Origin of the sequence: Sphingomonas sp. SAFR-052, from assembly GCF_051965015.1 — a bacterium.
Lineage (GTDB): Bacteria > Pseudomonadota > Alphaproteobacteria > Sphingomonadales > Sphingomonadaceae > Sphingomonas.
Map to the genome: position 1 here is coordinate 21,775 of NZ_JBQCMO010000003.1, position 12,967 is coordinate 34,741.

Genomic DNA, 12,967 nt, shown 5'->3' on the forward strand with positions numbered 1-12,967 from the left:
CGGTTTAGAGCGAGTCGATGAAGGTGGCGATGATCGGGTGCGACCACGGCTTCGCGGTCAGTCCGGGAAACGATGTACGGTCGTCGGACTTGGGCCATATCGCGAGGATCGGCTTGCCCTCCTCCTTGGCACATTCGACCTCCCACTTCTGGCCAGAAGACGTGGTCGAGTTCTTTGTGATAAGTGCAATCACGCCGTGCGACCGGCGGATCCGCGTGCGAACCTTGTCCTTCCAACCAGAGTCGTACGCCTCGCGCACCGACATGTCGATGTACTCGAATGGCGTACTAGCGTTGATGGCCTGTCCACGCAGCAGATCTCGCATGTCCTCGTCCTCGATCGGGAACGCGACGAAGATTGTCTTCTTGTCAGCCATCGGTCTTCCTCTCTCGGTAGCTTCAATCTCGCTGCGTTATTGCCCCAGCGACGCGCGGAGCGTCGTGAAGAACTCACGCGTCGCGTCGTGGGTCGACGCGGTTTCGTTGATGCCGATGTTGCGTTTGCGCGTGAATGTCTGCCGGGCCGACTTTGTGGCCGCCGCATACTTGTCCAGGTCGGCGTCGGTGCGCAGGTAGGGCCACTTACGAAGGAATTCGGGTGGCAGGGCGTTGCCGCCCGAGAAGGTCGCGAGTGGGAAGTCCTTCTCGGTCGCCATGCCAATTTCCCAGGGCACCCACTGTGAGTTTGCGGTGGATGGCGAGACGACCGCCAGCAGCTGCGTGCACTTGCCCATCTCGCTTCGGATGTGGTCAGCGAGGCGTTCCACCGATCCGCTGACGTATGGATCGATCGAGTCGAGGTAGCAGTCGAGGCCATGATTAATCTTCAGGCGTGCTGCGATACGCGCGGTAAGCTCGGAGTCGGCTTTTTGGTGTGATAGGAAGATTTTCAAGGTCGCCCCGCCATGCTTGGTGCCGCTTGTTGATCGGACAGCTGCAGCATGTGCGCAATAGCCTTGTTTCGAGATAAGTCCGATACGCTGCAAGATCGCGCGTTCTTCCACGGCGAATGGCGATGGCACCACTCGACCGAGGTGGCGTTGAAGATGGTCATTTCCCGCAAGGGGAGCTCGACTGGCTAGGCAATTTCTCGATCGACGAAGGTTATGGTAGGCTACAAAGAAAGGAAGTTACGGTGATTTTTGGCATAACCGGGCACCAGGAGCGCGAGGGCATTGATTGGGATTGGGTACGCGCCAGTATCGGCCATGAGTTAGAGCGTGGAAAGGCGCCTCTTCGAGGACTGTCGTCCTTAGCGCGCGGTGCGGACCAGGTCTTCGCCGAGGAGGTGCTGCGCCTTGGGGGTGACCTCACTGCAGTTATTCCAATAGACAATTACGAGACCTACTTCGAAGGCGAAACGCTTACCGCTTACCGGCATCTGTTGTCGGCCGCGAAGGTGGAGCGCATGCCTCCGGCAGAAGACGACGAAGCCGCGTTCTTAGCGGCGGGGATCCGCGTCGCCGACGAATGCGAGATTTTGCTAGCAGTCTGGGACGGGGAGGGCGCACATGGGTCGGGCGGCACCGCCGACATCGTTACTCATGCTCGCACGATCGGACGGAGCGTCGTTCACCTCCAGCCAATCACACGCGCGATCTCACGCTTCTGAGCGCTGACAGAGCCTAGGTGTTCAGTCCTGGCATCTGGCGCTACGGCATGGCGCTTCATCGATGGGAAGTCGCCGACCGATCAGATGCACGTTGGCGAGGACGGCCTGATCTGGACGCTTCCGCAGGGCTGCGAGGGTGACTCGCGTGGAATCAGAAGTCAGGAGTTCGCAGGTGAAGTTCGGGAACCGGTCGCGATTGATGGACAGGGGGTCCGCGACCGCTCCCGCGTCGGTCAGGCAGCGTATCGTGCGCCTCGTATTTGTCGATACCCACAAGGACCGCCAGTCTCGCCTGTTCCATTCGCGGAACCACAATTAGCTAGTGGCCACCCGCCCGGCATATCGCTCACCATCGTACAGGCCAATCAACGTCCGGCTCAAGTTACCGGCAGGACGTCAGCGGCACGACACAATCCGGTCGAGCTGTGTCTTGCGAAGACGGGCGTTCCGGCTAGCATCCATCCGCCGATGGTCAGGGGGGGTGCGGGGCATGGTCCTTGGCGGCCAGTTCAGCTATGGCGGCGAGGTTGATCGTGTAGATCACCGCGCCGTCATTGTCCCCTCGCGCGCGGCAATGATCCGCCGCGACCTGCGTGGCTTCGGCCGCGCGATCAAATTCGCGCAGCTTGGCGAGGTTGAAACCTTGCAGCCCGAGCAACTTGCCGCGATGCACCCACCTGTCGGCCGTCCCGTCGTCGAAATGGTCGAGGATTGCATCCAGAACGCCATTGCTCTGCGCATACCGGCCCTTGTCGCTCAGCCGCTGGGCGAGCAGCAAATCGGCTTTGGCTGGATGAGGCGGCAAGGCGAAGGCGTCGATAATCGCTAGATTGGTCGAATAGGTGCGAACGCCCTCGCTATCGCCGTTCGCCTCACAGGTCTCGAGCGCGTGTACTGTCCAATCGCGCGCGCCGTCGAGATTCCCGACCGTCAGTTCGGCCTGGCCGAGCGCGCCCATGACCTTGGCGCGCAGATCGTCGATCCAGGGCCCGCTCAAGCCCTCGGCGTCCCGCATCCACGCCTTCAGGCAGGCGATCTGTTCGGCGAACAGCCCGGCGACGCGGAGCGTTTCGGCATGTTCCATGCGCCCGCTTAGCTCTTCGATCGGCGAACCGTTGGGGCCTTCGCCCATCAGGCTTTCCCAAGGTCCGGGCCGGCCCTGGTCCTTGAGGAACTCGGCGATGAATACCAGGCAAGATCCGTAGTCCTGTATATCGGACGGGTTGTCACGAAGCTCCGCCGGAACCTGTCGCCAGGTTGCGAACAGTGCTTCGATCCGGTCGGCCTGGCCGTGCAATAGCTGTTTGAGGCCCGTTCGATCGCCGCCGACGGCGTGACGAAAAGCCGCAATCTTCAGCGCCTCGTCGCTCAGGGACTTGTTGCCCAGTGATCCGCCGAATAGTTTCTTCAACAAGCTCATTGTCGGTCCTCCGGACCCAAGTGCAAGGCGTCGAGCAACATCGTGAGCTGACCGCGAAAAATGCCGCCGGTCAACGCGGCGAGAATTTGCGGCTCGGCGTGCGCGCCGCCGCGGCTCTCCGGCGTCTCGCGGCCGTGATAAAGCTTACGCAGGTTGTCCACAGCGCGATCGACCAGCAGAACATGCAGGTGGAGCCCCGCATCCACCGCCGATCGCAGCAGCCACTTGGCCGTGTCGCCATAAGAGAAGCGGGCCTCGCTGGCGATGACGAGCAAGGCGTCGGCCGACGCCTCGACGACGACGAGCTTACCGTCGACGAACTCGCCGACGGGCGCAATGTCCGAAGCCAGCCAGGATATCGAAGGCACGGACAGACCCAGCGCGTCGCTCAAGATGCCGATCCGCTCGAGCGTCCAAGCGGACATCAGGACGGCTTCGCCCTCGCAACTCGCCAGGATCGTGACGTGGCAGGTCGGGCCTTCTGCGGTCCCTGCGAAGGTTCCGAAGGAGCGATAGTGACTGGCGGGCGTTGCGCCGCCCCATTCGTCGATCTGTAGAGCACCGCTCCAATCAAGCGACAGCGGCGGTTCGATGGGCGTCGCGATGTCGATCGTGCCCTGGCTTGCAGGCCCTGATAGCGCTTGCCTGCGGAAGACGGGGAGCGCGCCGGTCAGCAGCTCCGATGAGTCGACATGCACCTTTTGCGGAGCAGGCAGCTCGACGAGCTGGCGGTGGACGTGATCGGCGTCCTCCGCCTTTGTCATGCTCAAGCCAAGCCGCTCGATGCTGGTCCGGCCGTCCTGGACACCGAAGACCATGGTATCGAGCGTTGCCCGCCAGATGAGATGGGCGCGATCCGCCATCAGGTTCTGAAAGCTCGACCGGTCAGCTGCCTGCGGCGTCGAGATCTCCTTTGTGCCAGCCATCAAGTAACTCTGGCCGATTAGCCCATCCGAGATGCCGGCTTCGAGGGTGCACCACGCCCGGCTTAGGTAGTCAAAGGGATCGTCTAGCATGATGACGGTGCTGCCCATCACCTGCACGGCGGACAGCCGCTCGAGCGCCACCGCGATGAGATTGTCGGCGGCCTCCGAAGCTTGGGGAATGCAGCTGTAGTCGATCCACAGCCGCATCCGATCGGCTAGACGCGCAAGTTCCGGAAATTCGCCGATCGCGCGGCGGAGCCGCTCAAAGCTTTCGTGGTCGACGCCCGCCGCGGCGTCCACGGTTTCCAAATCCGGAAGGATGCGGCAGGCCGCGGCCGCAGCCGCCTCAAGCTCTTCCGCGTTGCAGTTCGGCCGCAGCAGGTTGACAATAATCGCTTCTGCGAAGTCTCCGGCATAGACACCCACCGGATGTCCAAGGGCCGCTGCGAAGCCGCGGGGATTGCGCAAGCCGCGCGTCGCTGCCGTGTCGATCGCCTCTAGCAAGGCGGTCAGGACTTGCCAGAGCAGCATTCGGCACTGCCGCCCGTCGGGATCGGGATGATCCGGAGTCGACCACCGGTGGGACACAAAGACGTAGTGATGATCGTCTTGGATCGTCGTGCGCGCGGCGTGGTTCCACTCCTCGAAGCCGGGAAAGCGCCCGAAAGTGATGAGATCGGTCAGCGGCAGCCAGACCGCATCGAGCTGTAGGTCTGAGACGACCCGCGAGATGTTGGTCGGCTCATCGCGGAAGGTCGTTATCCGGTCGATCATGTCCGGCGGATCGCGAAGAGAGAAGATCAGGTCGGGCAGCGGCGATCCGCCTCCGGTCTGGATCAGCTTGATCAAGTCCCGGTCGCGAATTTCATAGCGGAACCGCCCTGCGACACCCGAAGGAACTGCGAGCGGCCTGTGCGCCAAAAAGGTGAGCTCGGAAGCGACCGTGTCGAGGTCCCGCGGCGCCGCGTCGCGCCGCGTGCGGACTTCGCGCTCGGCGAGCGTGGAGGCGAGGCCCACCGGGCCCCCGTGAGAATGGCAGCTCGAAAAGCGGTAGGCGATCTCGTCGTAGCTGCGTCCTGCCAAGCGGGAGTATTTCAACGCTTCGCCCGCTTCCAGACGACGGCCCTCGAGAAGACCATCGGTACGCCGGAAGTCGTCAGGAGCGACATTCTCCCATTGGCTGATGTCGATGCTTTGGATATTTGCCGGCAAAGTCAAGGTCACCTCCCGACTGCGCATCCGCGACGGATTTATCGATGAGCATGACACAGCTTTAGCGGAGGCGCACGCCTGTAATCATCGTGACGATGGGCGCAATGATGTGGTCCTGCTCCCGAAGGAACCAACGACAAGTTGTGAGGCCGGCGCTCGACTGGCTCAATGTCGGCTGTTACGGCGCTACTGGCCCCAGCCTGTCGGCTGCATCGCTGAGCAAATTGTCTGCGCTCGGCAATCGCCAACACTGGATGCGCGTCTCGAAATCGCCGAAGTTGGGCAGCCCGAAACTACCTTGGGTGACTGGTTCTGAGTCCTCGCTGCTATCGAGCTGCGCCATAGGAAGCGCCCCTATTTCATCAGTTTGGTAGGTCAACCAGGCTTATCGAACCGCTGCGACCCTCCGTCGCAGCGGAATGCGCCAATCGAATTTGATGACTTCTCCCGGTGCTTCATCAGACCGCTCCGAGGCCATAGAGCGCCAAGCCGGCGGCAGACGTCGCCAGCAAGGTAGTGATGACACCGCCCGCGTCAGGAAGATCGCATGGGCGGCGCCCAGCGAAAGGACGAAGGCTGCCGGATCAATGCTAGTCAACACCGGTGCATCGAAGCGGAATGGGCCCGCTGCGACCATCGTCGTCTCCCGGAACAGGGTATGGAGCGCGAACCAAACGGCGAGGTTGAGGACGACGCCCACGACCGCCGCGGTGATGGCGGAAAGCGCACCGGCGACTGCGACGTTGCCGCGAAGCCGCTCGATGAATGGCGCGCCGAGGAAGATCCACAGAAAGCACGGCACGAACGTCACCCATGTCGCGAGCAGACCGCCCAGCGTCCCGGCTACCAACGGCGATAGCCCGCCGGGGTCGCGAAAGGCACCAAGGAAGCCAACGAATTGCAGGACCATGATGAGCGGCCCAGGCGTCGTCTCCGCCATGCCAAAGCCATCCAGCATCTCCTTTGGCCCTAGCCAGCCATAGCTTTCGACAGCCTGCTGCGCGACATAGGCGAGGACAGCATATGCACCCCCGAAAGTGACCATCGCCATCGTCGAGAAGAACGTCGCGATGCGGCTAAAGACGTCATCGGGACCAAGCGCGATCAGCAGCGTTGCGACCGGTACGAGCCAGAGTGCCAGCCAGACCAGCGCTGTGCAGATCGTTTCAGCCCAGGTCGGCTGCGCGTGGGCGGGCAACTTCTCGCCGAGCAGGGTGTCTGCGTCGGCAACAACCGCGCCTTTGGATGCGCCATGCCCCCCGCCCCTGAAAGCCGTGCTGCCCTGCCGGGCGGACCGCCATCCGATGAGACCGGCACCCAGGACGATCAGCGGGAATGGCGCGCCAACGAAGAAGATCAGAACGAACGCCAGCGCCGCAAGCGCCCTTGCCGGTGTCGACTTGAGCGCTCGTCCGCCGATCCGCACCACCGCCTGGAGCACGACGGCCAACACGGCACACTTGAGGCCGAAGAACAGCGCTGAGACGATCCCGACGCGACCGTAGAGGACATAGATCCAGCTGAGCGCCATGATCGCAACTGCGCCGGGAATGACGAACAGCACGCCGGCGACGATGCCGCCCTTGGTGCGGTGCATCAGCCACCCGATGTAGGTGGCGAGCTGCTGTGCCTCTGGCCCTGGCAACAACATGCAGTAGTTGAGAGCGTGCAGGAACCGCTGTTCACCAATCCAGCGTTTCTCGTCGACGAGGATGCGGTGCATGACCGCGATCTGTCCGGCCGGCCCCCCGAACGAGAGCATGGCAATGCGCAGCCAGATCCAGAAGGCTTGACCGAGCGTGACCGGCTCCGGGCGCACCGGGGTAGCGGCTTCCGCCGTCACCGCGATCATGCCGACACCTTGGCGCGCGTCGCCTGATGCGAGGACCAGTTGTGCTTTTCGCCCTGCGCGTCGCGGCACCAGCGATACAGCGCGTCATACACCGCCATGCCGGCTTCGAGCTGGACATGATCGTCGCTGTGAATACGCGACAGCCCCAGCGAGAATGGCGAGGAGTCCCGCCGCCTCCGGCACCAAGTCGAGGCGATCGGTATCGGCACCGCGCACGATCGTAGCGAGGCGGACCAGCGGTTCATGCGTGTCCAGCCCAAAGGCTTCGACTATCACGTCGAAGGTGCAACGCTCGCCACGATGGCTCCAGAACACGCCTTCGTCCGCGACGTCGAACGGCTCGGCCTGCTGCCGGGTGGCGACAGTCAGCACCTCGCCGGGTGCTACGAACAAAAAGCGTGCCTCCGGATCGACGAACCGCCGGATCAGCCAGGGGCAGGCGATGCGATCGACCTTGGGTCGCGCCCGCGTGACCCACCATGTGCGGCCATCGTCATGCCGCGGTGGGAGATGGGTCAGGGAAACCGTAGGCAGCGCGCTTGCCGCCCATGCGGCAAATCCGCCTTCCAGCACTTCGGCCGCGACACCCTCGCTTCGAAGAATAGCCGCCGCGGCAACCGCCGGCCCACTGCCATCAGCGTCCACAAGTGCGGCGGTTGATCCAGGGGCATACCCCCATCGGGTCGGATCGGGGTGAGCTGGAAACAGTGATCCCGGAATAGCTTCTGTCGGTCCGTCGCGCAGATCGACAATACGGGGCGCGCTGGCAGATGCGACAAGGCGGGCAAGTTTGTCCGGTGCGATGGCGTTTGGAGCAGGCATGCCGCGTCCCTTGCGTGTTCGTGCTGGACGCGATTCTTTAGCTGACGCCTCGTGGGGAGATCGCCATCCCCATTCCCCTAATCAGCCATGCTCATCATGGGATGTCAATCGTCCTCGCGCGCCCAGCGTCTTCCGTGACATGAACGAATGTCCGAAGTTGGAGGAGCGAGGATGCGCCCGCAATGACCGGAATTGGGTCGTTCCAGCAACCAGTCAGTTGCTCCTTGGCACGCTATTAAAGAATGTCTGTGGATAGCTTGGTCAGGATAGCGACACGCCTTGTGCGGAGGGCAGGCTAACGATATTCGACGATTCAGCCCAAAGATTGATGCCGCCATCTTCGGCTGCCGTGTCGATAGCGGAGAGTTCGGCCGTCGAGAAGTCGAGCGTCCTGACTGCGTCGAGCGAGTCGTCAAGTTGCTCGACGGTGCGCGCGCCAATCAGCGCTGAAGTGACGCGCGGGTCGCGCAGCACCCACGCGATGGCCATTTGCGCCAATGTCTGACCGCGCGCGATTGCGATATCGTTGAGGGCACGGATGGCATCCAGATTCTGTTCGGTCAGCAATGTCGTCGCGAGGGATCCGCCGCGGTTTGCCCGCGCGTCTTTCGGAACGCCATTCAGATATTTGTCCGTTAGCATACCTTGCGCGAGTGGGGAAAAGGCGATGCAGCCGGTACCAAGGTCTTCGAGCGTGTCGAGCAACTCGCGCTCAATCCAGCGGTTGAGAATCGAGTAGCTGGGCTGGTTGATGAACAGTGGTACCTTTTCATCGGCCAGGATTTGTGCCGCCTTGCGGGTCAGTCCAGGTTCGTAGGAAGAGAGGCCGACATACAACGCCTTACCCTGACGATGGAGCTGGACCAGCGCACCCATTGTTTCTTCGAGTGGCGTCGTTGGATCGACACGATGGGAATAAAAGATGTCGACATAGTCGAGACCCATGCGCTTCAGGCTTTGATCGCAGCTGGCTATCAGATATTTCTTCGACGAGCCGATATCGCCGTACGGGCCGGGCCACATGTCCCAGCCTGCTTTCGTTGAGATGACGAGCTCGTCGCGATGCGTGCTGAAATCGCTGGCAAGCACACGACCAAAATTCTCCTCCGCCGATCCATAAGGCGGGCCATAATTGTTGGCGAGATCGAAGTGGGTGACGCCGCGATCAAACGCGCGACGAAGGATCGAACGCCCCGTCTCGAAAACGTCGCTGCCGCCGAAATTCTGCCATAGGCCTAGGCTGATCGCGGGCAGTCTGACACCGCTTCGGCCGGTGCGTCGATAGGGCATATGGCCGTCATAGCGATCAGGCGATGCGGAATATGGAACGTCGAATGGCATGGCGGCTCCTTTTCAGGACGCTCAACGCACAACTAAGATAGCGTTTCAATACGGACCCGCAGATCTTAAAGGCCAGTCGACATCACAGAAGCTGGCCGACGCCGGCCATCATCGTCCTGTCGGATCGGGAGAGGAGCCATAACTCCTGGCGCGGCTTGATGCCATATGCCGCGGGCCCGGACTTGCTCATTCGCGTGACAGGACGACGCAGTTTTTCTAAGTTACAGCGAATGAGCGATATTTCTGATCGTTCGGGGGAGCAGGTGGATGAGAGCACGGATCGTGATGCTTGCAGCGGCAGCCGTGATGCTGCTTGGCGCATCGGTCGCACCCGAACCGCGGCCGGCAATCACCGGCATCTCCCATCTGGCCGTCTATGCAAGGGACATGGGCAAGGCCGATCAATTTTATACGCACGTGCTGGGCGCAAAGCGGGGTAGCGATCCGGAAAGCGTTGCGGGCGTGCGCTACTATCTGAGTGGGCGCCAGTTTGTTGAAGTCATCCCTCTTCCGGCGAAGAAGGGAATAAGCAGGCTGGCCCATGTTGCCTATACGACCGTCGACGCGCGAGGCCTGCGTGCCTGGCTGACGCAGCGGGGGGTCGCGAAGCTTGGCAGCATTCAACGCGGTGCTGACGGGGAGCTTTGGTTCGCTACGTTCGACCCGGAGGGTAACGAGGTCCAGTTTGTCCAGCCAGCAACCAGCGCAAATGCGCCGATACCGGGCGCAATTAGTGGTCGGATCATCCACCTTGGCTATGCGGTACACAACCGGGCGAAGCAGGACAGCTTCTACCGACAGATCCTTGGTTTCCGGCCTTACTGGTTCGGCGCTTTCGAACCGGACAAGGTTGACTGGGTGTCACAGCAGACGCCGGATGGCCGCGACTGGTTGGAATATATGATGATCGGGCCTGGTTCCGACGTACCGTTGGACAAGGTCGATGCAAGCCAGTTGGGCGTCCTCAATCACCTCTCCCTCGGCGTACCCAACATGCAGGCTGCGGTTACGACACTCTACCGTGAGAACCGGCTCAGCCCCCGGCATGACGGACCGCAGATGGGACTGGATGGTAAGTGGCAGGCCAATCTCTATGATCCCGACGGCACCCGTGTTGAACTGATGGAGTTCCAGCCCGTCACCAAGCCATGCTGTTCACCATTTACTGCCGAAAGCCCGACGCATTGATCAAACTGCTGCTGAAACCGCGACCGTCCAAGCGTACCGGTCAAATCGGTCAGCTCCGCCTTACGAACGTTCGAGCCTGGGTAGTGATTGAAAAGACTTGAACCACCGTTTGTAGTTTGGTGCCGCTTCGCAACCGGCGCCGGCCTACGTACTAATTGACCTTGATTTATGACGGAGCGCCGCTGCGATCATTGCGGCCGAGGCTTCCTTGGCCCGCACTCGCCCCGCGAGTCTCTTAGAAGGTAGATCGGTCCTCATTCATTCGGCCGCTCGGCGGGCGACCTTAATACCCTTCGCAATAAGCATGAACGAACGTCCAAGGTCGGACCGACTAATCACAATCTCGAACGTCCGCAACTGATGACGTGGACGGCTCTCCAACCCTCCCGCAGGATGACCTGCGGAGAGCCGGAAGGAGAACCACGATGGGCAGCGTCACTACGATAGGTCTAGATCTCGCGAAGAACGTGTTCCACGTGCATGGCGTCGACGCGGAGGGCGTGGCGGTGATCCGCCAGCGACTGACCCGTGGGCGCATGCTGAAGTTTTTCGCCAAGCTACCGCCGTGTCTGATCGGGATCGAGGCGTGTGCGACCTCGCACTACTGGGCACGCGAGCTGGTTGTGCTCGGGCATGATGTGAAGCTGATGCCGGCGCAGTACGTGAAGCCGTACGTCAAGCGCGGCAAGAACGACGCGGCCGATGCGGAGGCGATCTGCGAGGCGGTGACCCGGCCGACGATGCGCTTCGTCGGCATCAAGTCGCCCTAGCAGCAGCGCAATGATGCTGCATCGTGTTCGCCTGATCCTCAATCGCCAACGGACGCAGTTGTCGAACGCGATGCGGGCGCACCTGGCCGAGTTCGGGATCGCGGCACCGATCGGCAGAAACGGCATCGAGCAGCTCCTCGACGTCATCGCCGACCCGACTGACGAGCGGGTGCCGGCCGATGCCCGGTTCTGCCTGGAGATGCTGCTCGCTCGGCGGAAGGCCAAAGTGGCCGCGGTCGCGCTCGCCAACAAGAACGCCCGCATGATCTGGGCGATGATGGCCCGCGGTGAGCGGTATCGTGAGCCGCTGGCGGCATAAGGAACACGGCGCGGGCGACCGCGCCTGACGAGGTTGGAAAGGGCGATCAGGAGCTAATGCTACAAGCCGGCTGAACCGCCGGATCGGGAAAACCCATAATGACCCAAGCACCTCGAGTGCGCGGAAGTGATCGGGACCCGAGACGCGCGAATGGCATTACGGCCAGCGGCACCATGCGCCGCACCAACAGGTCGGACACATGGCCGCACCAACCAGCAATGCTAGGCGAAGTCGTACTTGCCAACGGAGGGCCGTCCAAACATGGGTCATCGCACTGGCCAGCTGCCGCTTGGTTTCGGTTGTGGCGGCTTTTTCATACAACCTGCGTAATCCTTGGCGCGTTGATATGGTAGAACAAGCGTGCCAACCGTTCATGGTTTAAAAACTCGTCAAAAAACCCCTTGTTCTACGATCCTGAGAGTCTGACTCGTTATTGTGTTCTGGCGATTTGTCGCGTGAGGGTTTTGACAGACGCGAGGTTCCACCAGGCTTCCTGTGACTGTTGGGAGGCTTCATAGTCTTTGGCGAGACGTCGGTTTCGACCGAGCCATGCGAAAGTCCTCTCGACGACCCATCGTCGCGGTTCCTGAACGAAGTGCCCGACGCGTTGCGAGCGGGTGATGATCTCGATGGTCCATGGCCGCGGATCGGCGACCGCGTCGAGCAGCTTGTTGCCGCGATAGGCGCGATCGGCATAGGCATGGCGCAGGCCGGGAAACCGGGCGGCCAGCGCCTTGAGCAACGGCACGGCGCCATGGCAGTCCTGCACGTTTGCCGGGGTGATACGCGTCTCGATCAATCGGCCTGACGTATCGGTTGCGATGTGGCGCTTGCGACCCTTGACCTTCTTGGCGGCATCGAACCCGCGCGGACCGCCGCTCTCGGTGGTACGCGCGCTCTGGCTGTCGATCACCACGGCCGATGGTTCAGGATCGCGTCCCTCGAGCATCCGCGAACGTGCCACCAGCAACGCATTGATCCGGGGCCACCAGCCCTGATCGCGCCAGCGGTAGAAATGATACTGTACGGTCGTGAACGGCGAAAATCACGCGGCAGACCACGCCACGGACATCCAGACCATAGCAAATACAGCAACGCGTTCACGATCCGCCTCAGCGGCGTCCGTCGCCGTCGGCCACGAACCGACGGCGGCGGCAGAAGCGGACCCAATACCCGCCACTCCGCCGCACTCAAGTCGCTTGCACACCGACCCTCGTCCCGGCGATACCGCTCCCGGGTGGCCTCATTCCAAACCATCGTCGATCCTTTCGTAGCTTCGCAACCACGATCGAATCACACATGGCGAGGCCATCCAACCCCTTTCCCGGTCAGCCTCTGAGGAAGGCCGAGGAGAGTGTGGCGTTCCGGCGCTATGCGTTATTCGACGGATGCTTCTACGTCATGCAGTCGTCGAAACCGTGGAATGACGGCGTGTTCTTTTGCGCCAATGGCACCGTGGCTGCTGCGCATCACCTTCGTGAGAATGTTCACATGGTCATTGAGTGG

General features: G+C 61.9%; 10 protein-coding genes and 2 pseudogenes. 4 read left to right on the forward strand and 8 right to left on the reverse strand.

Features of this window, described 5'->3' with window-relative positions; translation table 11 throughout:
- Positions 1 to 4: 4 nt before the first annotated feature.
- Positions 5 to 376, reverse strand: coding sequence for a TIR domain-containing protein (locus ACTHQV_RS05855; protein WP_440488925.1), 372 nt, complete (start codon positions 374 to 376; stop codon positions 5 to 7).
- A gap of 36 nt (positions 377 to 412) precedes the next feature.
- Complete coding sequence (locus ACTHQV_RS05860; RefSeq protein ID WP_440488927.1) at positions 413 to 1,003, reverse strand: toll/interleukin-1 receptor domain-containing protein; 591 nt, start codon at positions 1,001 to 1,003, stop codon at positions 413 to 415.
- 11 nt (positions 1,004 to 1,014) lie between these two features.
- Here ACTHQV_RS05860 and ACTHQV_RS05865 point away from each other — a divergent pair, with 11 nt between their 5' ends.
- Positions 1,015 to 1,611, forward strand: coding sequence for a hypothetical protein (locus ACTHQV_RS05865; protein ID WP_440488929.1), 597 nt, complete (start codon positions 1,015 to 1,017; stop codon positions 1,609 to 1,611).
- A gap of 472 nt (positions 1,612 to 2,083) precedes the next feature.
- Here the strand turns inward: ACTHQV_RS05865 and ACTHQV_RS05870 are convergent, their stop codons facing one another.
- From ACTHQV_RS05870 to mgrA, 5 genes and pseudogenes are all read right to left on the reverse strand, one after another.
- Positions 2,084 to 3,031: a hypothetical protein gene (locus ACTHQV_RS05870; RefSeq protein WP_440488931.1), complete on the reverse strand. Its 948-nt coding sequence runs from the start codon at positions 3,029 to 3,031 to the stop codon at positions 2,084 to 2,086.
- A complete protein-coding gene (locus tag ACTHQV_RS05875; protein ID WP_440488933.1) occupies positions 3,028 to 5,175 on the reverse strand; it encodes a hypothetical protein in 2,148 nt (715 codons plus the stop codon). Before ACTHQV_RS05875 ends, ACTHQV_RS05870 begins: the two co-directional genes overlap by 4 nt.
- Positions 5,176 to 5,627: 452 nt before the next feature.
- Positions 5,628 to 7,021: pseudogene (gene chrA / locus ACTHQV_RS05880) on the reverse strand (chromate efflux transporter).
- A gap of 84 nt (positions 7,022 to 7,105) precedes the next feature.
- Positions 7,106 to 7,843, reverse strand: a complete 738-nt coding sequence (locus ACTHQV_RS05885) for a chromate resistance protein ChrB domain-containing protein (protein WP_440488935.1) — start codon at positions 7,841 to 7,843, stop codon at positions 7,106 to 7,108.
- A 261-nt stretch (positions 7,844 to 8,104) separates the two neighbouring features.
- Entirely contained in the window at positions 8,105 to 9,184 is a 1,080-nt protein-coding gene (gene mgrA, locus ACTHQV_RS05890) for an L-glyceraldehyde 3-phosphate reductase (RefSeq protein WP_440488936.1), read from the reverse strand.
- A gap of 267 nt (positions 9,185 to 9,451) precedes the next feature.
- Here mgrA and ACTHQV_RS05895 point away from each other — a divergent pair, with 267 nt between their 5' ends.
- From ACTHQV_RS05895 to ACTHQV_RS05905, 3 genes and pseudogenes are all read left to right on the forward strand, one after another.
- Positions 9,452 to 10,372: a VOC family protein gene (locus tag ACTHQV_RS05895; RefSeq protein WP_440488938.1), complete on the forward strand. Its 921-nt coding sequence runs from the start codon at positions 9,452 to 9,454 to the stop codon at positions 10,370 to 10,372.
- Between the two features lie 425 nt (positions 10,373 to 10,797).
- A pseudogene (locus tag ACTHQV_RS05900) lies at positions 10,798 to 11,134 on the forward strand (IS110 family transposase); the annotation flags it as partial.
- 18 nt (positions 11,135 to 11,152) lie between these two features.
- On the forward strand, positions 11,153 to 11,461 hold the full coding sequence (locus ACTHQV_RS05905) for a hypothetical protein (protein WP_440488940.1): 309 nt from the start codon (positions 11,153 to 11,155) through the stop codon (positions 11,459 to 11,461).
- A 430-nt stretch (positions 11,462 to 11,891) separates the two neighbouring features.
- Here the strand turns inward: ACTHQV_RS05905 and ACTHQV_RS05910 are convergent.
- Positions 11,892 to 12,718 (reverse strand): IS5 family transposase gene (locus ACTHQV_RS05910; RefSeq protein WP_440488941.1). Its coding sequence is split into 2 segments (ribosomal slippage): positions 11,892 to 12,508 and positions 12,508 to 12,718, totalling 828 coding nucleotides; the frame shifts between segments, so codons are not numbered across the junction.
- Between the last annotated feature and the right edge of the window lie 249 nt (positions 12,719 to 12,967).

Excerpts from the sequence above, each read along its gene's own strand:
- ACTHQV_RS05895 (WP_440488938.1), top strand. The coding sequence starts at position 9,452 with ATGAGAGCACGGATCGTGATGCTTGCAGCGGCAGCCGTGATGCTGCTT.
- ACTHQV_RS05855 (WP_440488925.1), bottom strand. The coding sequence starts at position 376 with ATGGCTGACAAGAAGACAATCTTCGTCGCGTTCCCGATCGAGGACGAG.
- mgrA (WP_440488936.1), bottom strand. The coding sequence starts at position 9,184 with ATGCCATTCGACGTTCCATATTCCGCATCGCCTGATCGCTATGACGGC.
- ACTHQV_RS05905 (WP_440488940.1), top strand. The coding sequence starts at position 11,153 with ATGATGCTGCATCGTGTTCGCCTGATCCTCAATCGCCAACGGACGCAG.
- ACTHQV_RS05885 (WP_440488935.1), bottom strand. The coding sequence starts at position 7,843 with ATGCCTGCTCCAAACGCCATCGCACCGGACAAACTTGCCCGCCTTGTC.
- ACTHQV_RS05870 (WP_440488931.1), bottom strand. The coding sequence starts at position 3,031 with ATGAGCTTGTTGAAGAAACTATTCGGCGGATCACTGGGCAACAAGTCC.
- ACTHQV_RS05865 (WP_440488929.1), top strand. The coding sequence starts at position 1,015 with ATGGCACCACTCGACCGAGGTGGCGTTGAAGATGGTCATTTCCCGCAA.